Source organism: Evansella clarkii (assembly GCF_002019695.1).
Taxonomy (GTDB): Bacteria; Bacillota; Bacilli; order Bacillales; family Salisediminibacteriaceae; genus Evansella; species Evansella clarkii.
In genome coordinates this window covers 3,895,685-3,916,519 of record NZ_KV917376.1, presented here as the reverse complement: position 1 = coordinate 3,916,519, position 20,835 = coordinate 3,895,685, and the positions used below count along the sequence as shown (strand labels likewise).

Sequence of the window (20,835 nt, the reverse complement as noted above, 5' to 3'; positions counted from 1 at the left end):
CATTTAAAAACACATTATACCAGAGCCATTTAGTTAGCCTTCATATGTATATTCAAATGCTTCTTCAGTACCAAGAGCATCTTTCAAAGTTAGATGAACAAATAGATGCCCTGGCTGAAGAAATAGAAGAATATAAGATTATCCAATCGATCCCTGGAATAGGAGGAAAAATCGCGGCAACGATTATTTCCGAAATCGGTGAGATCGAACGGTTTAATCACCCTAAAAAACTGGTTGCCTTCTCTGGTATTGATCCGAGTGTTCATTCGTCTGGTAAGTTCACAGCAACGATTAATCGGATAAGCAAGAGAGGATCAAGTCGATTGCGTCACGCCTTGTATATGGCAGCTCTCTGTGGGATTCGTAGTTCTCGTAATAAAAAGCTTAGAGAGTTTTATGATCGCAAGCGAGAAGAAGGTAAGCCGTTTAAAGTAGCTATGATTGCTTGTACCAATAAGCTTGTTCATTGGATTTTTATCCTTTTGAAACGCAAAGAGACTTTCCTAGATTTAGCTTAAGCGATATAATTAAGTAACTAATCCAAAACCTTCCAATTGGATGTAGGAAGGTTATTTGGCATGAGCATTTTCAGTATATCATTTTATTTTAAGGAATTTTACTGAAAAATATTGACTTCTATTAGCTGGTTTAGTGAAATAAGAAAAAGAAAACATAAGCAAAAACGCACATGTGTGTGCGTTTTTTTGTAATAAATTTTGAATGAGAAATGGTTTTCTCTAAACGAATGTAATTAGAAATGTAATTAAACACTTTGATGTTCATAGTCTCTTAAGTCCTCTTTTTCTATCTGAATTGTACTGTGATCAATATGAAGTTTAGTCCTAATATATTCATTAGCTTGCAACAAAATTTTATGATGGTTCTCTGAATAGGAAGGTTCAATAATAAGGTGTACTGTTAAGCTATTAATACCAGATGTTATAGTCCATACGTGCAAATCATGTATATTTATGACTCCTTCTATACTCATCAATGCATTTTCTACCTCTTCTAAATTAATATTCTTAGGAGTTCCCTCTAATAATACATGAACTGTATCCTTTAATAATGAAAATGCCGTAAAAGCTATCATAATAGCGATAATGATACTTAGTATAGGATCCGCTATATACCACCCTGTAAAATAAATAATTGTTCCAGCAAGTATTGCAGCTACGGAGCCTAATGTATCGCTAAGTACATGCAAATATGCTCCACGCATATTAAGGTTATCCTTCACATCTCCACGCATTAAAGCAAACATAGCCCCAATATTAGCTATAAGCCCAATGAAAGCAATAAATATCATTCCTCCAGCTATTATTTCTTGAGGAGACATTAACCTAACGATTGCTTCCCGAAAAATAAAAACTGAAATTACTAATAACGCAACACTGTTGAATAATGCTGCCAACACTTCATAGCGATGATTACCATAGGTACGTTTTCTAGTTACTGCTTTTGCAGCGAGGATAATGGCAACTAAACTGATAAGCAAGTTGGAGAAGTCGTTTAACATATGAACAGCATCAGCTAAAAGTGCTAAACTCCCTGTCCAAAGCCCGCCTATAAACTGAATAACCATCCAACTTCCTATCATAACCATTGCAATAATTAAATTTTTCTTGTTTTTTTGTCCTGTGTGATGATGGTGCTGTCCCATTTATCTCACTCCTTATTAATATATGTTCATATATTCATATTAATGTTGCAACAAGTCCCTTTCAATAATTAATTTTTATTGAACCTTGTTTTTGATGGGTCAAATTTATTAACTATGGTACATATTTACCTTTAATCATGGTTTGAGTGTTCAATCGTTTTTTCGAGAATTTCCATTATATGCTCGTCTTCAGGAGAATAGTAGATAGATGTTCCTTCTCTTCTGGATTTAACAAGACGCAAATTTTTAAGAAATCTTAATTGATGAGACACCGTTGATTGTCCTAATGACAAATGTTCCACAATTTCACCAACTGAACATTCTTTTACAGACAATAAATGCAATATTCTTATACGAGTAGGATCGCCCAGAGCCTTAAAAGTTTGTGAAACGATAAACAGTGTTTCTTTATCAAGGTCAATATTATTTGCCATGAATATATACTCCTTTAAATATGATTATATGTTCATGTTATCATAAAAGGTTCTATATGTATAGTATTTAAAATTAAATACTAAACGTATTTCTTCTTACTTGCGAGTTTGTTGCAAGAAAACAGAAAAAAAGTTTGTTGAACAAAAGCCATCATTTACAAATGATTTTTTGCTACATAGTACAACTTTACTACGTTATTTAAACAACATCTACATTTACAAACTTTGTGAATAAATGTACTTACACTAACGGGTAGCATTAGTGGAACAGGCTAAGCCGTTGTGTAGCTGACGGGGAGTTTCGTATTATAAGGTTAACCAGATTTTACTGGTTGACCTTTTTTATATAGGACCTATGATATCAGTAGCCAGGGTAGGACGAACGGGTGCGTGGGACGTTGGATCCCGTCAACTAAACTGTCCGCCCCCTACTCATAGAAACATGTTTGAGGCTGGTTGAGACAATGATCTCGAATAACAAGCGAAGCTATGATACTAGGAGATGGATATAGGGGTACTGGTAAGTATACAGGAGAGGAAGAGATAGAATGAATCCAGTAATTGGTCTGGATGTTTCAAAAGGAGAAAGTGAAGTTCAAGCCTTTTTAGATAAGAGAAAACCCTATAAAAAAAGCTTCAGTGTATTGCATTTTAATAAAGGTTTAGAGATGTTACTTGACTTTTTGATAGAGGTGGAAGATGAAACTGGGGTCAAACCAACAGTGATATTTGAATCCACGGGACACTATCACACATCAATTGTTCAGTTCTTAGAGGAGAATGATTACCTCTACATTATGGTCAATCCGTTACTTTCTTATCAGGCAAAGAAATCAAGTTTACGTAAGGTGAAGACTGATGCGATAGATGCTTATAATTTATGTGAGCTTTACTATAAAGAAGAATTGGAGCCATATAAACAAAGAGGTATTCAACTTCTAAACCTACGAAATCTTTCAAGGCAACATGAAACAGTGACAGGTATTTATGTACAAACAAAACTCCAATTCCATGCGATTTTAGATCAGGTATTTCCTGAGTATAGAGGTGTTTTTGGAGATTTATATTCTAAGGTTTCGCTGAACACGTTATTGGAATTTAGTACATCGGAAGCTGTTTTAGAGGCTGGGGAAAACCGACTCACTGATGAGATTGCAAGTGAATGTGTAACTAGGTCAGAGCGTTGGGCAAAGGACAGAGCCAATAAGCTGATTGAAGCAGCTCATCGTAATCCATTTAAAAACACATTATACCAGAGCCATTTAGTTAGCCTTCATATGTATATTCAAATGCTTCTTCAGTACCAAGAGCATCTTTCAAAGTTAGATGAACAAATAGATGCCCTGGCTGAAGAAATAGAAGAATATAAGATTATCCAATCGATCCCTGGAATAGGAGGAAAAATCGCGGCAACGATTATTTCCGAAATCGGTGAGATCGAACGGTTTAATCACCCTAAAAAACTGGTTGCCTTCTCTGGTATTGATCCGAGTGTTCATTCGTCTGGTAAGTTCACAGCAACGATTAATCGGATAAGCAAGAGAGGATCAAGTCGATTGCGTCACGCCTTGTATATGTCAGCTCTCTGTGGGATTCGTAGTTCTCGTAATAAAAAGCTTAGAGAGTTTTATGATCGCAAGCGAGAAGAAGGTAAGCCGTTTAAAGTAGCTATGATTGCTTGTACCAATAAGCTTGTTCATTGGATTTTTATCCTTTTGAAACGCAAAGAGACTTTCCTAGATTTAGCTTAAGCGATATAATTAAGTAACTAATCCAAAACCTTCCAATTGGATGTAGGAAGGTTATTTGGCATGAGCATTTTCAGTATATCATTTTATTTTAAGGAATTTTACTGAAAAATATTGACTTCTATTAGCTGGTTTAGTGAAAGATGATATAATTAAAATAAACCTGATTATTTTAAGGAGAAGTATAATTTTGGATGCAAAATGTATTAAATTCTATGAATTCGGCAGCCCAAAAGATGTGTTAAGAATTGAGCCGAAAAGTATTGAACCACCAAAAGATAATGAAGTTCTAGTGCGAATGTTAGCTCGCCCTATCAATCCTTCAGACCTAATACCAATGAGAGGTTCATATGCTCATCGTATTTCCTTACCTAATATTCCGGGATATGAAGGGGTAGGTATAGTAGAAGATGTTGGTCCATTAGTTTCTCAAAATCTTATTGGTAAACGTGTTTTACCTCTGCGCGGGGAAGGTACATGGCAAGAATTTGTTAAGACATCAACAGAATTTGTCGTTCCTATCCCTGATTTAATCGATGATTTTACGGCATCTCAAATGTATATCAATCCAGTTACAGCATGGGTAGTTTGTAAGGAAGTTATAAAATTAAGACCGAATGATGTTTTATTGGTTAATGCCTGTGGTTCTTCTATAGGGCATATTTTTGCTCAATTATCCAAGATTTTAGGTTTCCCCCACGTAGCTTTATTTGCGTACTTAGCATATCCATCGGACATCACTTCAGCCCCTGCTACTTCAAGCAGTTTGTTTAATTCTTCTTTATTCGTCTCGACCTTTACTTCGTTGACGAATCAGAAACACATTATATCCGGGAAGTAAAAATTGGTGAGTATGATATGGAAAGCGGGCAGAGGAGGCCTCAAATACCTGATTCCTTTGACAGTTTAGATAAGAAACGTTTTTTTTCATTAGGACAAGATGTTAGTTATTATCAAAGATTAAATGAACTTAAAGAAGATATAAGACATAAAATACTGAATGCACTTAATGATGTAGCGTTGGACCCTGAAATTTATATACGTGCTAGGCAAAAAGATGTGATGCGAAGATCTTTACTTAGAAATGTTACTACTGCCTCTGTAAAAGGGCAATTTAGACGATTGGCTCACGGTGATGCTACTTTAACTCATTATAAGTTTACATATAGCTCTCCGGAGATTAAAGAAAGGCCAGAGAGCAGTTTTAAATTATCATTTGAAGTAGAACCAAGTTCGATGCCACCCACTAATTTACATATAATAATTGGGAGAAATGGTGTAGGGAAAACTCACTTAATTAATAGTATGGTTAGTTCGCTAGTGGAAAGTGATGCGAATAAAAAAGAAGTTGGGCAGTTTATAATTGATACAAAAAGTAGTTTTGCAAATTTAGTATCTGTGTCCTTTAGTGCATTTGACACCTCAATACCTTACGATGAACGAAGAGACGAAAATTTAGGTATTAGATATGCATATATTGGTCTAAAACAACTTAAAAAAAATAAAGAGATTACTACTAAAAGTATTGATACCCTTATTGAAGAGTTTGTAGAAAGTGCTAGAATTTGTACATTAGGTGCTAAAGTTTTAAGGTGGAAAGAGATAATTGAAAGATTAGAAGCGGATCCCATTTTTAGAGAAGTGAATATTACACAAATAGCAGGTATTGAGAATAAGAAACAGTTTAGAGAGTCGGCTGCTAAGTTATTTGAAAAATTAAGTTCAGGCCATATGATTGTACTTCTGACTATAACAAGGCTTGTTGAGACAGTAGAAGAACAAACTCTTGTCTTACTTAACCAACGCACCCATTAGTTAGATTACAAAGTTTGATAAGCTTAAGACAAAATAATTATTGCTTTTCTAGAATGGAATTAAATTTTGGTATAATGATACTACAAAAAGTGGAAGGGGGAGCGTAAATGCTAAGCACAATTCTGTCAGTTTCTAAGAAAGTATTTGATAATATGAGAAACCCAAAGAAAGCTTATACAAACCATATTATAAAAGCTCTAATAAAAGCGACCCATAGAGAAAAAAAACTGAATAGTGAGAGAATAAAAGATATAGCTTCTCAGGATATCGAGCAATTAAAGGCTTACTATAATAATCTTCAAGTAATAAGAAGAGACTTTGATTTTTATAGTACTGATGCAAATGAACACGCAGAGGAGTTATACCAATATTTTAACAATATAGACTTAAATTATGTAGATAAATTCCAAGTTATTAGAAATATTGTAAAATCCGCACAGAAAATTTTTATTGAATCGGTTGTTAATGATGAGAAGTTGGTAAGATTTATAGAACTTAAGCAGAATCATTATTTCAAGGAATTAATTCAACTATCAAAAGATGAAGTTATTAGTGACCACTCAAATGCCCAGCACGATTTTGGTGAAATTTATAACAAAGCAATTTTTGAATATGAGGATAATAACTTTGATATTGCTTATTCAATTATTATCCAAGGTCTTGCAAGTAGTAATTATAATGAGAAACAGATTGTTGCTTTAAATATTCTTAAAAGCTCTATAGAGTACAGCCAGTACCAATATGATAAAGCTTACAAAACTTTAATAGGATTAGAAGACCAAATTTCAGAAGATTCACTATATAAATTCCGGTACTACGGTAGTTTAGGTTGTGTTTTATCTGAAAATGGAGTAATAAATAAAAATGGAAAAATGGTAAGGTTAGGTATTAAGCATTTTGAAAAACAGTTAAGACTATTAGAAAAATTGGATAATTTAGACAAAGAAGCCTACCTTATTTACTATAATTTAGGTACTTCTTATTTAGCTCTTGCAACTATTGACCGGGAAGATCCCGAAACAGCTCTTCAATACTATAAATTAGCTCTAGAATTAGATAACAGGGCGCCGGAGCTATATAAGAATATGGGTTCAGTATATGGTCTATTACATTTACACGATAAGGAAGTAGAGTTTTATGAAAAGGCTTTAAGTCTTAATCCTAATTTATTTGAGGGTTTGTGTGCAATGGGAGCTGTCAAACTAAAATATGAAAATAATCCAAAGGATGCACTGAAATACTACAAAAAAGCGTTAATGCAAGAAAACGAAATACAGCGCTTTCCTGGGCTATTTAAGGGAACAGCTGAAGCTTACCTAAAAAACAATCAAATTAATGAAGCAGTAGAAATAATTGATAGAGGGTTAAAATATTTTCCCACTAATGAAATTTTAGTAGAGCAAAAAATAGAAGTGTTGGTGGCTTTACAACGAAAATTTTATGGTGAATATACTGAACACTTAGTAAGTTATATAAAAGAGCATAAGACACCTCTAGACAATGTTTATGCAGAAAAAATTGCTGCGGCATATCTTGTTGCAAAACAATATGATAAGTTAGACGATTTCTTAGAGGATTTACCTAAAAAAATAAAATTAGCACCTGAACTATTATTCATATACTATTTATATGCAAATAGGCTGATCGAGAAAGATGATTCTGAAAAAGCACTGGTGATGATTGAAATGATAGAAAATATCGATCCAAATAGCTTCGAAGATAAATTTCTACAAAGCTTCTATCATTTTGCTTTAGCAACACTACAATCCAGTCTTAACATTTTCGATAAAGCCCTATTGAATTATCAATGTATAAATACAAATTACTTTATCAAAGAATATGAGAAATGGTTATTTATAGGGGAGACATTCCTAAACTTAGAGAATTTTAAAGATGCAAGAAAGAGCTTTGAAAATGCCAAGAAAGATTTACAAGGTTCAAATTTTGACATTGAAATAGGGTTATGCGAGTCTAATCTGCATTTAGGCAAGACAGCAATTGCGAAGCAATCATTCATTCTAATGGTTAATTTCTCAACTACTGCATTAGCATCTATGTTATTTAATAAAAAGAATACACAAGAAGAAATAACTAAAGCGTTTAACGAAAGTAGGATGAAAGAGGTAATACAGTTTTCAATCCAATTAGCATTAGTTAAGACATTGAATCACTTGGAAAGAAAAGGATTAAGAAAAGAAGGGATAAGTGAAGAAAGATACTCTAAACTTTTCGCAAGTTATTATCTAGAGTTTAGGAATTTAGTTATTGAAAATATTAATCAAAAGTTGCATCCTAGTGGCACTTTTTTAGTAGACCATATCCTAACTCATATTGAGAAAGCTCTTGAAGAGTGAATTTTAAGAGCTAAGCTTAATGTTCATTGCAACTTTTAATAGAAAAGTATTCCTAGTTAGTAAAAGTTTTTTGAAAGAAAATCAAAATTAATAACAAATACTTAGAAAAAATGGTGAAGTATATGACAATTTCAGATATAACGAAGCTAGAGTCTGGTGTAGAATTCATAGAAATCCATAATTTTACAACAGGTCAACTGACCGACTTTGCTGAGAGACAAAAGAGATTTGCTGCACAAATAACGAAAAATTGGGATAATGAAAGGAAAGCAGAATGGATTACCCGTAATTACTTATCATTAAAAATGATTTTATCTTCAACTTTATTGTTAAATTCAGCAGAATATGCAATTGAAAAAAATTTGATGGTAGTTGAACCCTATTTGTTATATTATTCTTTATTAAATACAAGTAGGGCATTATTGTTTTCTGATCCAGCAATGGAATGGAATAGAGGAAAGATGATCAGACTACCTCATAGTAAGGTGATTAACCAAACTTACGACTTAATTAGAATAATTGCCCCAGAACAAGGTAGGGAAATTAAAAGCTTATTAGAAAATGTTAGAGGTTTGAGAGAACTTTTTTCTTATAGATTTCCATCAAACGGGGTAAAAGGAGTTTTTTATCAAAGTAGCGAAGTCAATATTGACGAAGTAATAAGTGCTTGTCGTTTATTAACCGAACTAGCTCAGTTTAACTCGGAGATACTTCAATTATCTTGTGAAAAAAACTGCAACGTTAAGGTTGAGATTTCAAGTAAAGATCTAGAAATTGGTTTTATTTATGAAGATTATTTAACTTCAACTAACATTGAGAAACCCGAAAGTATAATAGACGAGGAAGATTGGTATAGGTTAGAGTATTTTATTCGAAAAAGAATGGAGCCAGTTAATTTATTATGGACAGCAAGGGAAGGGTTAGTAGAAGATTTTTTCTACTCTTGGGATCTAGAAGAAAATAATAGTGAAGGTAAATTTGATCCTGGTCGTAATTGGGGCTTATTACTATCTCCTTTATGATGATTGCTAGTCAATAAATTTTAGAAAAATCCGGGGCTTCGATTATAATCAAACAAGAGAACCAGAAAGATTTACAGCTAAAGCCACGGAATCTACATAAAAATACACGGGCTAGAGAAATTATAATAGTATGACCAGTATAAAATCAATTTTGCTAAAGTTAATAATAAACCTGCTAAAATCACTAAAACCTGTCTCAATTATTGTAGCATTGAGTACAATTATGTTAAAAATATTTTCGTTAATTTTTGTAGCTTATACGTTGAGGTTTTTATAGGTATCTTGTATAGGTATTCCTACAATGTTAGTACACATAACAGTATTTCTTTAATGTTTGTATTTGCACTATTAATTTTCATTTTACTCCAAGGTAGTTTTTACTGGTTCATTAAATTCAGGAGAATGAAAACTAAAAAAGTACTTCTGCCAAGACTTTATAAATTCTTATTATATTCAAAAATATCAATTTAATCCTACTTGGAATTGTACCTGTTCTATTAATAATTGAGAAGATTTTTTTTGATAGAATATCTTTTGGGGGATTTTTCCTAACTTTGCTTATTTATCTCTTTACTATTGTTGAATATATAAATTATTATCACGTTCAATTAACGAATTATAAAAACGGAAGAGGAAAGAGCTCTTCGATATACAAAGAAATAAATAGAGTATAAGAATTATTAAGGCAAACAAACGGGTAGCGTAAGTAAAATTGTGAGGTGCAATGTTGCAGCTCTTTTTTTGTATCCATGAATTGGAAAGTGATGTTAAACTAAAGGGGAGGTTAGCCTTTAATTGAGGGAAATTGACAATGTTTTCTACCGTTTAAGATAGGCACTTATCAGAGCTCTTGCTCCAATAATGAGGAGTTAAGTGGAAGACGGAGATAATGGAGGGCTGAGTGAAATTGCCAACAATACATATTGATGAAATTCCGATTGAGATTAAAGAATATTTAAATAAAATAACTTCTATAAAGTACCCGCGCCAGGGTTACACCTCTGATGTAGGGTTAATCAAAAGTGAACAAGGATTTTTTGCCCTTAAAAGAACAAAGGGTGAACAGTTTAGTTCAATGTTGAAAAGAGAAGTATCTATTTTAAATTGTTTGACCAATAAGACAAAATTGCCAGTACCAAAGGTAAAGAAATTTTTAGAAGAAAATAATGATACTGTATCTTGGGCTTTAATTGATTTCCTGGAAGGTGAAACTTTAAGAAAAGCTTTATTAAATGAGTATAGTAAGGGAAAACGGCAAGAAATAATATTTAATTTTGGAAAAATCTTGTCTCAAATCCATTCAACCACGTGTCCCAATGAACTTATTAAAGAGCAACCGTGGATCGACCAAATGTTATATAAAGCAGAATATAACTTGAAAAACTACAAGGTTGACGGAACTAAAGAATTATTAGAAAGAGTAAAAGCAAATAAGCCAAAAGAATATAAGCAAACCCTTATTCATGGAGATTTTACGATTGATAATGTTATGGTATCAAATGGAGTTATAACTGGGGTAATCGATTGGAGTAATGGAGCTTATGGAGACCCTAGATGTGATGTATCATTAGCTATTCGTCCTAAACAAAATGCCTTTGAAGATGAAATAGATAAACAAATATTTTTTGAAGGCTATGGAGGCAAGATAATTGATGATAAAGATTATCATTATTTTGCCAATGGTTTATATGAGTTCTTTTAATTTATTATATTTTGCAGGAGTCGGGTACGTTGTCCCGTTACAATTTATTGCAACAACAGGGACAGTGGATCTGTCCCTCTGTCCCTCTATTTATACTTTTCGATCAAATATTGCACGCCATACAACAAATACGCTTTGTAGTGGATATAAAGGAAAAACTGAAAATGACTTAATCGATGCAGACGAATGATCTTCATCTTTTTAAATATAGGCATACCGATAAACGCGAAGAGGGCGTTATAGAGAGCATTCAGGAAAATGAACTTTTTAAAGTTGCCATAGGAAATTTTCAGCATCCACATAGACATGGGAATGTACGGACCGATGTCAAAAGGAAGTTCATCTCTAATGAAAAACCTTGGCTTCTCATAAAATTTCCAGAACCTCTTTTTCTGACCATGTATATGACTTAAAATTTCGTATGCAGCAATGATGCTGCTTGATAAAAAATACCGCTTAATATTTCGTTTACCTAAAAATATAATGGAAAGCCATGGAATGATAATGATGGCCAGGTTAAACAGCAAGTGCCTCTTTGATTTCATTAGTAAGTCACCTCAATTTGGAATATCCTTCTTTTAAGGTGTACAAAATTCTCATATCAATGCTAATTTTGAGGTAAAAAATAATTTAACCAAATATAACAAATCTTACCTGTACAAATAAAATTCGACAAGTGCCAGCACTTGTCGAATATTTTCATTTTCTGCCTTCTATTGTTCTTTCGTTTCCATCAGAAATTTCTGTTACGCTGACTTGTTCGTAATTTTCGTCAAATGTGAATATGAAGGTATATTCAGCTAAATAATTTAAATATTTCTCTTCCTGAATAAAAGTATAGTCATCTTTCCAGTAACCAACATTAGAAATGACGTAGTTATTGATTTTGTTTATGCGTGGTATCGTATCAATTCCGATAGTATATTCTTCTGTTACGTCGTCAAATTTAATATTCATACCAGCGACGTTTTTATCATAAAAAGACAGAGTAACTTCAGACCAACCGAAATCATTACTGCTGAATTTAAATGGTATGTCATTTATTTTCCCAACTTTTTCAGGCAGTTCGGCTGGTATTGGCTCAACTTCTTCTTTTTTCAGAACATCAAGTAATTGTTGATGACCTTCCTGGTTGTCTTCCAGTGGTTCCTCTGAAACAGCTGCTTGTATGATTTTCTCCAAAACGTCAGGCACCAAGTTATCAAACCTCGGGGCACTATGGTTTGAAGTAAATATGACGTTCATATTTAAATCAGGAACAGAGATAATATACTGGCCGTGGCCACCATGTGTATAATAAATGGATTGATTCTTTACTTCGTTAATATACCATTGGTACCCGAAGCGCACATTATTTGTGAAGTACTCATCGATTGAGGAGGTAGTGGATGCTGCTACCCAATCTTCTGGTATAATCTGTTCGCCTTCCCATTGACCTTCGTTTAAATATAACCAGCCGATTTTAGCCATATCCCTTGGTGAGATTACAAGCCTGTTTCCTCCGCTAGCTAAATCATTAAATTCAACAAAATCCGCATCAATTTGTAAGGGGTCAAACAAATATGTATTGGCAAATTCCGTTGTGGACATACCGGCTGTTTCCTGAATAATACCTGAAAGGAGATGTGAATCAGCTGAACTGTAATTATAGGATGTATCAGGATGTTCTTTCATCGGTAAGTCTAAGATGGACTGCAAAGGATCTGAGGAATTAAAAATGTCTTGAAAATCCTGCAGATCGTCATAAGCGATACCGGACCTCATATTCAATAAATCCTCAATTGTAATGGCTGATTTTTTGTCATCTAAATGCTGTATTTCTTTATGTGAAAATATATCTGCTACTCTATCGTCTAACTTTATGAAACCTTGGTCGATCGCTATTCCAGTTAAAGCTGAAGTTACACCTTTTGTGGCAGAATATACCCACTGGCTGATTTCTTTATCGTAATCATCATAATATTTTTCGGCAACAATATAACCATTCCGGGTGATAAGCACGCTGTTTACTCCTTCATGCCATTGATCAATCTCTTCAAAGGCATCAATAAGTTTTTCAGAATTCATGCCTTGAACCTCAGGTGCAGACATACGCCATTCACTCGTGGGAAAATAATGTTCCTGTGTGCTATATAACCCATTTTCTTCTTGTTTATTATCTCCTATAGTTTCGGCACTTTTACAGGAAGATAATAAAAAAACTGATGTGGCAACAATAATAGTAATATACTTATTCATAGGGAACTCCTTTCTGGATGGCAGTGTATTTCCTTCAGAATTAAGAGAATTATAGGATACAAGATCAGAAAGCAAATCTCATAAATAAATCGCCCCTTTATTATTTGAAAAATCGAAGTACCATATATTGCCTTATACGGGTTATTCAGGTAAAGGTTTCAATTAGGAGATATAGGAGGAATGAAAGATGGAGTGGTCCCAGTGGTTGCAAGGCGGTCCTTTCCTTGAAGTTAGTTTCATTTTGGAACTGAAAGAAAATAAAAGTAAAGCAATACGAGAAATTATAAATGGAATATCAAAGGTAACAAATAAAATTGAAATCGCAGACAAAAATGTTGACGATATAATTGAGTTTTTTGAAAGTGGGTACGCATTGGATGAAGGAGATCCGCTCTCACATCAGTTACACTCATTAAGATTAAGATTATATGTTTATATATCAAGGAAACGAAAAGCAACATTACAGATAGAAAAGGTTTCTTCCAATGCGCTTATGATTAATTTTTGGTTTTTTGGTGAGCAATTTGATGAATCTGAATGGGACCAGGTTGGTATTAAGAAAGAAGAATTTCCTGAATTCACACGTTTTTTTGAAGAGCTGTATGAGATCTTTGAGTTTAAAATTGGGGCCATTGGAATGGAAGAAGATGTGCTTGGCTTATTTGAATGTGGTGAACCTTATCCTAATGAATGTTATCGTTACGAGAATGTATCTTCTGATTTTCTGCTTAAAAAACCAGCTCGTTTCATTAATATAATTTGGAACGAGAAGTTTAATGAATTAAGATATATTCCTTATAGCCATAAAAGGCTCAATAAGGAAGGAATTCTTATTGAAACAGGCAACTTTAACAAGTAACCTTTTTACCAGTAAGAGGTAGCTGCAGCGCAAGGAGCTGGCTTATAAAAACAGAAAATGAGGGCCTTTATTATGAATTTAAGTGAATACTTAAATAAAGTTTTTCCAGGATTAAGCCTGAAACCAAGCCTCTATAACCAATGGAAAATCGGCATCCATTTTGAATTAGGGCAAGGGTTATATCAGTTTAATGAGGATGACAGGCTTAATCATGAAATGTTTGAAAGAGTATACAGCCAGGCATTGTGCATTTTTAATTCCCTTTTTTCTGAACAAGATGAAATCTTTCTCGTAACTAATGTTTACCACCGTAATAGTGATAAAAAAAGGATAAGCCCAACAAAGGTTTATTACCGTTTTCTAAAAAATAAAGATTTAAGATTCAATTTAGAACACGAAACTTTACCCTCTGTTTTTGACGATGAAGAAAAACAAGAAGAGTACTACATATCGCAGTTTCATCTGAAATGCAAAAAACGAGATTTAAATTTTAAATTACCCTTTACTAATTAAAGCAATTTGCAATAAAGACTACTCCTTGAATCCTAAATTGGGAGGGAAAAACGGGTCATATCCGCCCGATGTCTTTTTCGTAAATGCTACTAAAAATATTATTCTCTTTATTTATGATGACAGAGGCTGTGAAGTTATTGCGGAAGAAACGGAAACTATAAATATATTAATTAAGGAAAATAAAGGAGAGATTTAATATCAAGCCACAGGAAAAATATGTTAGGATAAAAAGGAATTTGATATAGAAAATTCAACAAGTGCCTGGCACTTGTCGAATGATAGAAAGGGTTTTACATATGTATCTTTATTTATGGGTTGTTTTTGCAGGGTTTATTGTCCTGACTGCTTTGCCGTTATTTTCACCTGAAAAAAGAACGATGTGGAAAACAGGTCAGTTTATTGCTGTAACCAGTTCCGTTCTTCTTGCGATTTTTGCCATTGAAGTACTTAATATTACGCCATTGCCTGCAATCATTTTCGTAGTAATTGTGAGTTTTCTTGCTGACCGGTCTACTTATACAAAATCAGGGATGGTTGTCGCTGGTATTTTCTTTATTCTGATCGCCGGGGGAGCCTACTACTTATATCATGACGATCCGGAGTATGTTGAGAACTACATAAACAATAATCCTGATCTGGCATCTATGCATTTGAGTGTTGACGGAGAAACGATCATCAGCCAGGAAGGGGATGTGAAACGGCCACTCGCCAGTACAGTGAAAACAATCCTTGCTATCGAATATGCCAACCAGGCGGCCGAGGGTGACGTTGACCGTGATGAACTTATTCCGTTGAATGAGCTGGAAAAGTTTTACCTTGCCAATACTGATGGCGGCGCACATCCAGCGTGGATTGAGGAAATGAGAGCTTCCGGCCAAATATCCAATAATCGGGTTCCCTTACATGAAGTGGCAAAGGGAATGATTATGTTCAGTTCCAATGCGAACACAGATTATCTGTTAGAAAAATTAGGAGCTGAATCAATTAATAATGTGCTTAAAACGTTGGAGCTTGAACAGCATGATCCGGTCTATCCTCTTGTTTCCGCCTTATTGATCCCTGAATATCTGGACTACAATCATAATGGAAGTTTAAGCAACCGGGAATTAGAAGCGATGCTGCTGGACATGAACCTGGAAGAATACAGGGAATTAGCCTGGGAAATCCACAACGAGCTGAAAGAGGGAGAACCTGATTTTTTCGATGGGACCGTTTCTGTGCCTATGGAGTTACAGAACATATGGTCTGACCGTCTGCCCAATGCTTCAGTGGATGATTACGCAAAAGTGATGAGCGCAATCTCTGATGATACGGCAACCGTCCCTGGGGGAGAGGAGATTCTCCGGGACCTGATGGAATGGCCAATGGAGCTGCATGCATCCAACCGGGAAATGTACAAACATTTTGGGGCGAAGGGTGGTTCCACAGCCGTCGTTTTAAACCAGGCTCTTTATGTGGAAAAGCCTGATGGGAAAAAAATAGAGCTTATCATTTTTACGGAAGGGTTTTCAACGATTGAGCAGATGAAAATGGGCCGGAATATGAATTCCTATTTGAGGAAGGTTTTAAATGAAAATTAGAGCCAGGCTGGGAGGGGAAGCCTAAAAAAACTTTACTTCGTCATCGCAGTAGAGTTTTTTTGGTTGATTGATAATTTTCCAAGTGTTAGTTTCTTATATTATGAAGCTTCCAGCATAGTCTTGTCGCTCAAAGAGAGGGGGGGATCTCCAGCTAAAGAGGTATTTATCGGCGGATCGCCGATAAGTGATGCAGTTTCGCCGATAAAATGAATTTTTCGCCGATAAAACCTCCGAGATCGCCGATAAAACAACTTTTTCGCCGATATATCGAATACCTCCGATCCAAAAACTAACTTCTTCAAATGCCTGGCACCTGCGGATGTGAATTAGTCCGCCTAGGTTCAATAACCAAATCTTCCCTAAGAAAATATAATTTGTTTTTCTTCGTATTTCTTTTAAAATATACATCTAGAGAGAAAGCAGAGGGGGATCCTTGAATGAATGCATTTCCAGCTGAGAGTGATATTAACAAAGCACTCGAGCTGCTTATTGATTATTACAAAGTCCCTGATTCTATTATTAAAGGGCTTTTCGGAAAAGAAAATTACAGGAAGCTGAATACTATAATGGCGGATCTTGGAGAGAAGGGGATCAACACAAGAGAGCTTGCGAGAGTGCTGATTATAGAAAAAGGGGCGTACTTATTTTCTGGCAGCAGTAAGGAAGTTCGTGCGTTAAGAGAGCATCTTATCCGTCAGCTCCCTGAAGACAAGCTGATGGACCTGTATGCACGTAATCCAGATTCGAAGAGGAATATTACATCTTCTGCCTATATGATCCGCCCCCTTGTACAGAAAAAGTGGGTAGTGGGAGGGACGTGGCCAAGAGACTTTACAGCAGCCCTTGGTTTTCCGGTAATCTTCTCCGGCATTTCCATACCTAAGACGAGCTCAACAGATCCGGTGATGGATATTGAAGCGAGGAAAAAAGTTCCGCCGCTTGCTCCGTTTCAACAGAAACTGAAAGAGAAGATGCTCCAGGTTTTAAACCAGGAAGCGGAAAAGACGAGATGTGTTGTCACGCTTCCTACCGGCGGAGGGAAAACCCGCCTTGCAGTGGAAAGCTTTATAGAATGGATGCAGGGGCCATTCTCCGAAGGGAAATACATGCTCTGGATCGCTCAAAGTGAAGAACTGTGTGAGCAGGCGATCTCCTGCATCAGTGATATGTGGCAGGAAAAAGAGTTTCCTGAATCCTTAAGGGTCTACCGTTATTTTGCCGGGAAATCCATTGGGGAAGAACAATTGATTGGCGGAGCCGTTGTGGCCAGCATCCAGCAGCTCTACACCCGGCTGCAAAAGGGAGATAAAGTAATAGAGGAGATTATAAAAAATTGTGGAGCAATGATTATAGATGAAGCTCATCATGCGTTAGCGCCTGTATACAGCACTCTGCTTGAAAAAGCGGAAGAGCTGTGCGGACCCGATTTATTCCCTATATGTGGCCTGACTGCCACGCCCGGGAGAAGCGATGGGGAAACTACGTCACTGGTAAACAGGTTTCAGGCGTATTTAATTGAACCGGAACTGCCAGAAACCAGTTCCTATAAAGCAAACCCGCTGCAATACTTCCGGGAAAAAGGCTATCTGGCCAAACCTGTCCATCATATTTATGAAACTGGCCGGGATTATGTGGTAAAAGAGGATGACGTGGAGCCAATGCAAAACGACCTTACACCTGAATTTCTGGAGACACTCGCTAATGATGAGGTAAGAAACCGCCGGATTATTGAAAGGCTCCTTGAAATTTCCCGGGGGAAACAAACATTAGTGTACGCCTGTACAGTAAAGCATGCGGAATTTTTATCAACTGTGTTAAATGCAGCAGGGAGGAAGGCTGCCAGCATATCAGCAAACACCCCTAAAGCAACAAGGCGTATGTATTTGGATGCATTTAAAAAAGGGGAGATTGAATTTTTGTTAAATTACGGCGTTCTCACCACAGGTTTTGACGCTCCGAAAACAGAGTACATAATGATCTGCCGCCCAACAACGAGTGTCCTACTGTATGAACAGATCGTTGGGCGCGGTCTTCGTGGACCAAGGTTCGGAGGGACAGAACATTGTACAATTATCGATTTCGCCGATAACCTGCTTAGATTAGGCAAGCCACTCGCTTACCAGCGGTTTCATAACTTCTGGGAAAAAGGAAGTGCTGAAACGGCTGTATTAAGTTAAATATGTCGTTTTACATTTATTTATAGCTATCAGGAAGATACGAAAGACTTACTTCTGCAAATGTTTAAGTGCTTCACGTTTACTAAGATTTTGAAGCGGAGTATCTTCAACAAATTTTATTACGGATTCCGGATTTGTTTTTCCATATTGTCTTAATGCCCAGCCAATAGCTTTAGCGATAAAAAACTCCTTATCACTCGCGTGTTTTTCACAGTAATTAAACAGCCGTTCTTCATCAGTATTTTCCTTGTAGGAAAGTTGGTGGAGGATGGCTGTCCTTTTTACCCACATGTTGTCATCTTCAATCCATTCGTCCATTACCTCAGCTTGCTCAGGAAATGTCTTTACGATATAACCAACCACAGCACTAGCGAGTGAATCGACGGTATCCCACCATGACTTTGAAGTTATTAGCTCCTTAATCTGTGTTAAATCGCCAGCAGATAAGTATCGTTTTGATTTTACTAAATAATCAATTGCAACATATTGGTATTCCCTTTCACTCTGTTCCCAGAGGGCAAAAACCAGCTTCCAGTCAATCGGGTTCTTACCTGCTTCCCATTCTTTGAATAGCCTGGCCGTGATTTTCCTTCTTTCCGGTGTCTGAATTCCCAGGAACTCAAAATGATTTTTCATATAGGCAGACATTCCGGCTGCTTTTTCCTTGTTCTCCATTACTTTAAACTGGGTTGAAAAGTCCTGAACTTGCATCAATTATCACTCCTGTAGTAATTGTTTTGTAGCTAACATTAAGGGCAATTCCCGAAAAGTTTTATGTATTTCATATAAACAGTTTAACATAAAATACCAGTTCGTTTTAGAAGGACAGTGGACATGTCCCTCTGTCCTACCTGCGCTTAACAAATGAACCGGAAAAAGTTATTATAAATGTATACAAATTACAAAAGGGAAGTGATCACATGAAGGAAAAGCCGTTAACTGAAATATTGATCAATCATGAGGAGGTCCAGCGTGTAGAGGATTTTGCGGCTACACTGGAAACTATCGCTAAGAAGTTAAGAGAAGAACAGAAATTCACCTTCGTGCAAGGTGAAGAACAGATCGAAGTTGCTCCTTCTGCAAAAGTAGAAGCAGAATACAAATATGCAATTAAAGGAGACAAGCATTCCTTTGAAATTGAATTCGAGTGGTACACTGGAGACAAAGCAGCCAAGTCCATGAAAATTGAGTAAACTATATGACGGTTCTTTGCTTCCTTTTGGAAGTAAACAGAATCGTTTTTTTCTGTAAGGGAATATTTAATTTTAAATCCTGGTACAGGTTATTTCTGTATCTTTAAATTTTTCGGAGTGATAGCTATTGAACATTAACAAATATTATAAAAAATCGGCTAAAGCATACATTATTATAGGTGTTATCCAGTTGAGCCTTGCGTTAATATTGCTTTATTTCTATTTAACAGCGAATGATTCCGAGACGGCTTTGGACCTGCTATTTTCAATGATTATGTGCTTCATTGGCGGCACCGCATTTTTCATATTTGGTATCGCTCAAAGAAAATGGTCAAAAACTAAGTTCAGGAAAAATAATTTAAGCAGTAACGAAGAGGATTTTTTCCAGGCTTCCCGCTTAATGCTCATCCCTTATGTTCACTGGCTAAGGGAATATGAATATTTCTCACTCAATGGCAATTCAGTGGCCCGGATCAGAGAAGACGTGGAAGGGTGGAGGAAGTTTATTACGTTTTTACTTCATTTAATTGGGTTAAGGCCCTTCTTAAAAAAATCATTCATCGTCGAAAATGGAGAGAAAACACTTTTTTACCTTGAAAAAAGCCGGGGCTTTACTCAGTATTTTGAAATATTTAATGCTGATAAGGTGTTAATAGCATCCTATAAAATGAACATCTTTAACCCTGTTAAACAGTATGCCGTTATACATGATGAGAAGGGAAATATCATCGGGAAAAATGATGGAGGTTTCTCAGCTCAGAATTTTAAGGTTATTAATAACAACGGTGATAAAGTGATAGAATTGAAGTATCAGGGCATACCGATGGAAGCGATGGAAACTTTTTCAGGAACAAATGGGGATATAGTAGACTTTAACTTCCAGGTTTTGCCGGAAAGAGAAGTCCCTAAATTTATACTCGCTCCAGTTATAATACAGCTGCATTTCCGTTAGTGGCAAAGGGGACAGTGTCCTGCAACTACTTTAATTACTAAAGGATGAAGTTTATGTATTTTTCGTCAAAAAAGGATCTATGGCTTGCTGTTGTGGTTTGGGGGGCGATTTTTGCTACGAATGTACCTGCATTTATTCTTGGGGAAATAGCCGGTCTCGCAATAGCATTGCCGATTTCATTATTCATATGCTGGTTTTGGTTTGCTACTGGATACATAGTCGAAGATAAAGAAATTATTCTTAAATACGGCCCTGTAAAAAATTCGGTAGCAATTCAAGAAATAAAAAAACTCAGTAAAACAAAAAATCCTATGTCCGCTCCGGCTTTGTCACTTGACCGAATAGAAATAGAATACGGCAGGTTTGCTGACTTCGTGTTAGTATCGCCCGAAAAAGAACGGGAATTTATTCTATTAATATTGAAGAAGAATCCGGAAATTGAGCTGGATGAAAAGATAAAGAGGATATTAAATGATTAAAAGAGGGAGAGACAGTTAAATAACGGGCTTGGTTTTGGGAAGCAAGGAAAAAAATCATACATCAATTAACTGACCAATTGTGCTATTTGGTGTGCTAATTCCTGTG

At 35.6% G+C, this 20,835-nt stretch carries 20 protein-coding genes and 1 pseudogene; 15 read left to right on the top strand and 6 right to left on the bottom strand.

Going from position 1 to position 20,835, the window contains the following annotated elements:
* Positions 1-518, top strand: a 518-nt coding sequence (locus BK582_RS18270) for an IS110 family RNA-guided transposase (RefSeq protein ID WP_139368339.1), incomplete at its 5' end; no start/stop codon positions are given.
* Positions 519-763: 245 nt separating this feature from the next.
* On the opposite strand, the gene BK582_RS18265 is transcribed toward BK582_RS18270, so the two are convergent.
* Complete coding sequence (locus BK582_RS18265; protein WP_078596417.1) at positions 764-1,663, bottom strand: cation diffusion facilitator family transporter; 900 nt, start codon at positions 1,661-1,663, stop codon at positions 764-766.
* A gap of 131 nt (positions 1,664-1,794) precedes the next feature.
* Positions 1,795-2,097: an ArsR/SmtB family transcription factor gene (locus tag BK582_RS18260; protein ID WP_078596416.1), complete on the bottom strand. Its 303-nt coding sequence runs from the start codon at positions 2,095-2,097 to the stop codon at positions 1,795-1,797.
* Positions 2,098-2,645: 548 nt separating this feature from the next.
* On the opposite strand from BK582_RS18260, the gene BK582_RS18255 reads away from it, so the two are divergent.
* From BK582_RS18255 to BK582_RS18230, 6 genes and pseudogenes are all read left to right on the top strand, one after another.
* Complete coding sequence (locus BK582_RS18255; RefSeq protein WP_078596415.1) at positions 2,646-3,848, top strand: IS110 family RNA-guided transposase; 1,203 nt, start codon at positions 2,646-2,648, stop codon at positions 3,846-3,848.
* A 187-nt stretch (positions 3,849-4,035) separates the two neighbouring features.
* Positions 4,036-4,546: pseudogene (locus BK582_RS18250) on the top strand (zinc-dependent alcohol dehydrogenase family protein); the annotation flags it as partial.
* A 157-nt stretch (positions 4,547-4,703) separates the two neighbouring features.
* The gene (locus BK582_RS18245; protein WP_078596414.1) at positions 4,704-5,660 is read left to right on the top strand and encodes a hypothetical protein; all 957 of its coding nucleotides are present in this window, start codon (positions 4,704-4,706) and stop codon (positions 5,658-5,660) included.
* Between the two features lie 107 nt (positions 5,661-5,767).
* Positions 5,768-8,014 carry a tetratricopeptide repeat protein gene (locus BK582_RS18240; protein WP_078596413.1) on the top strand — a complete coding sequence of 749 codons (2,247 nt, stop codon included), beginning with the start codon at positions 5,768-5,770 and terminating at the stop codon, positions 8,012-8,014.
* A gap of 122 nt (positions 8,015-8,136) precedes the next feature.
* Positions 8,137-9,036, top strand: coding sequence for a hypothetical protein (locus BK582_RS18235; protein WP_078596412.1), 900 nt, complete (start codon positions 8,137-8,139; stop codon positions 9,034-9,036).
* Between the two features lie 907 nt (positions 9,037-9,943).
* A complete protein-coding gene (locus tag BK582_RS18230; RefSeq protein WP_078598103.1) occupies positions 9,944-10,738 on the top strand; it encodes a phosphotransferase family protein in 795 nt (264 codons plus the stop codon).
* A gap of 86 nt (positions 10,739-10,824) precedes the next feature.
* On the opposite strand, the gene BK582_RS18225 is transcribed toward BK582_RS18230, so the two are convergent.
* Together BK582_RS18225 and BK582_RS18220 are read right to left on the bottom strand one after the other, a co-directional pair.
* Positions 10,825-11,283 (bottom strand): hypothetical protein, encoded by a 459-nt coding sequence (locus BK582_RS18225; RefSeq protein ID WP_078596411.1) that lies wholly within the window; start codon positions 11,281-11,283, stop codon positions 10,825-10,827.
* A 154-nt stretch (positions 11,284-11,437) separates the two neighbouring features.
* A complete protein-coding gene (locus BK582_RS18220) occupies positions 11,438-12,976 on the bottom strand; it encodes a serine hydrolase domain-containing protein (protein WP_139368267.1) in 1,539 nt (512 codons plus the stop codon).
* 187 nt (positions 12,977-13,163) lie between these two features.
* On the opposite strand from BK582_RS18220, the gene BK582_RS18215 reads away from it, so the two are divergent.
* From BK582_RS18215 to BK582_RS18205, 4 genes are all read left to right on the top strand, one after another.
* A complete protein-coding gene (locus BK582_RS18215; RefSeq protein WP_078596409.1) occupies positions 13,164-13,835 on the top strand; it encodes a hypothetical protein in 672 nt (223 codons plus the stop codon).
* A 72-nt stretch (positions 13,836-13,907) separates the two neighbouring features.
* Positions 13,908-14,348: a DUF3885 domain-containing protein gene (locus BK582_RS18210; protein ID WP_338066832.1), complete on the top strand. Its 441-nt coding sequence runs from the start codon at positions 13,908-13,910 to the stop codon at positions 14,346-14,348.
* 25 nt (positions 14,349-14,373) lie between these two features.
* Positions 14,374-14,544 (top strand): DUF3885 domain-containing protein, encoded by a 171-nt coding sequence (locus BK582_RS28240; RefSeq protein ID WP_338066831.1) that lies wholly within the window; start codon positions 14,374-14,376, stop codon positions 14,542-14,544.
* A 79-nt stretch (positions 14,545-14,623) separates the two neighbouring features.
* The gene (locus BK582_RS18205) at positions 14,624-15,928 is read left to right on the top strand and encodes a serine hydrolase (RefSeq protein WP_078596408.1); all 1,305 of its coding nucleotides are present in this window, start codon (positions 14,624-14,626) and stop codon (positions 15,926-15,928) included.
* Positions 15,929-16,026: 98 nt separating this feature from the next.
* Here the strand turns inward: BK582_RS18205 and BK582_RS27690 are convergent, their stop codons facing one another.
* The gene (locus tag BK582_RS27690) at positions 16,027-16,230 is read right to left on the bottom strand and encodes a hypothetical protein (protein ID WP_218190741.1); all 204 of its coding nucleotides are present in this window, start codon (positions 16,228-16,230) and stop codon (positions 16,027-16,029) included.
* Positions 16,231-16,365: 135 nt separating this feature from the next.
* Here BK582_RS27690 and BK582_RS18200 point away from each other — a divergent pair, with 135 nt between their 5' ends.
* On the top strand, positions 16,366-18,105 hold the full coding sequence (locus BK582_RS18200; RefSeq protein ID WP_078596407.1) for a DEAD/DEAH box helicase: 1,740 nt from the start codon (positions 16,366-16,368) through the stop codon (positions 18,103-18,105).
* A 48-nt stretch (positions 18,106-18,153) separates the two neighbouring features.
* Here the strand turns inward: BK582_RS18200 and BK582_RS18195 are convergent, their stop codons facing one another.
* The gene (locus BK582_RS18195; protein ID WP_078596406.1) at positions 18,154-18,816 is read right to left on the bottom strand and encodes a DNA alkylation repair protein; all 663 of its coding nucleotides are present in this window, start codon (positions 18,814-18,816) and stop codon (positions 18,154-18,156) included.
* Between the two features lie 209 nt (positions 18,817-19,025).
* Between BK582_RS18195 and BK582_RS18190 the strand changes: the two genes are divergently transcribed.
* The 3 genes from BK582_RS18190 (at position 19,026) to BK582_RS18180 (ending at position 20,729) form a co-directional block, all read left to right on the top strand.
* Positions 19,026-19,298 carry an amphi-Trp domain-containing protein gene (locus tag BK582_RS18190; protein WP_078596405.1) on the top strand — a complete coding sequence of 91 codons (273 nt, stop codon included), beginning with the start codon at positions 19,026-19,028 and terminating at the stop codon, positions 19,296-19,298.
* A gap of 127 nt (positions 19,299-19,425) precedes the next feature.
* Complete coding sequence (locus tag BK582_RS18185) at positions 19,426-20,250, top strand: hypothetical protein (protein WP_078596404.1); 825 nt, start codon at positions 19,426-19,428, stop codon at positions 20,248-20,250.
* A 44-nt stretch (positions 20,251-20,294) separates the two neighbouring features.
* Entirely contained in the window at positions 20,295-20,729 is a 435-nt protein-coding gene (locus tag BK582_RS18180; RefSeq protein ID WP_078596403.1) for a PH domain-containing protein, read from the top strand.
* Positions 20,730-20,835 lie beyond the last annotated feature (106 nt).

What these genes read in the sequence shown, in the direction of transcription:
- BK582_RS18220 (WP_139368267.1), bottom strand. Translation starts at nt 12,976, where the DNA reads ATGAATAAGTATATTACTATTATTGTTGCCACATCAGTTTTTTTATTA.
- BK582_RS18200 (WP_078596407.1), top strand. Translation starts at nt 16,366, where the DNA reads ATGAATGCATTTCCAGCTGAGAGTGATATTAACAAAGCACTCGAGCTG.
- BK582_RS18210 (WP_338066832.1), top strand. Translation starts at nt 13,908, where the DNA reads ATGAATTTAAGTGAATACTTAAATAAAGTTTTTCCAGGATTAAGCCTG.
- BK582_RS18195 (WP_078596406.1), bottom strand. Translation starts at nt 18,816, where the DNA reads ATGCAAGTTCAGGACTTTTCAACCCAGTTTAAAGTAATGGAGAACAAG.
- BK582_RS18190 (WP_078596405.1), top strand. Translation starts at nt 19,026, where the DNA reads ATGAAGGAAAAGCCGTTAACTGAAATATTGATCAATCATGAGGAGGTC.
- BK582_RS18225 (WP_078596411.1), bottom strand. Translation starts at nt 11,283, where the DNA reads ATGAAATCAAAGAGGCACTTGCTGTTTAACCTGGCCATCATTATCATT.
- BK582_RS18205 (WP_078596408.1), top strand. Translation starts at nt 14,624, where the DNA reads ATGATAGAAAGGGTTTTACATATGTATCTTTATTTATGGGTTGTTTTT.
- BK582_RS18235 (WP_078596412.1), top strand. Translation starts at nt 8,137, where the DNA reads ATGACAATTTCAGATATAACGAAGCTAGAGTCTGGTGTAGAATTCATA.
- BK582_RS18255 (WP_078596415.1), top strand. Translation starts at nt 2,646, where the DNA reads ATGAATCCAGTAATTGGTCTGGATGTTTCAAAAGGAGAAAGTGAAGTT.
- BK582_RS18260 (WP_078596416.1), bottom strand. Translation starts at nt 2,097, where the DNA reads ATGGCAAATAATATTGACCTTGATAAAGAAACACTGTTTATCGTTTCA.
- BK582_RS18245 (WP_078596414.1), top strand. Translation starts at nt 4,704, where the DNA reads ATGGAAAGCGGGCAGAGGAGGCCTCAAATACCTGATTCCTTTGACAGT.
- BK582_RS18180 (WP_078596403.1), top strand. Translation starts at nt 20,295, where the DNA reads ATGAAGTTTATGTATTTTTCGTCAAAAAAGGATCTATGGCTTGCTGTT.
- BK582_RS18240 (WP_078596413.1), top strand. Translation starts at nt 5,768, where the DNA reads ATGCTAAGCACAATTCTGTCAGTTTCTAAGAAAGTATTTGATAATATG.
- BK582_RS18215 (WP_078596409.1), top strand. Translation starts at nt 13,164, where the DNA reads ATGGAGTGGTCCCAGTGGTTGCAAGGCGGTCCTTTCCTTGAAGTTAGT.
- BK582_RS18265 (WP_078596417.1), bottom strand. Translation starts at nt 1,663, where the DNA reads ATGGGACAGCACCATCATCACACAGGACAAAAAAACAAGAAAAATTTA.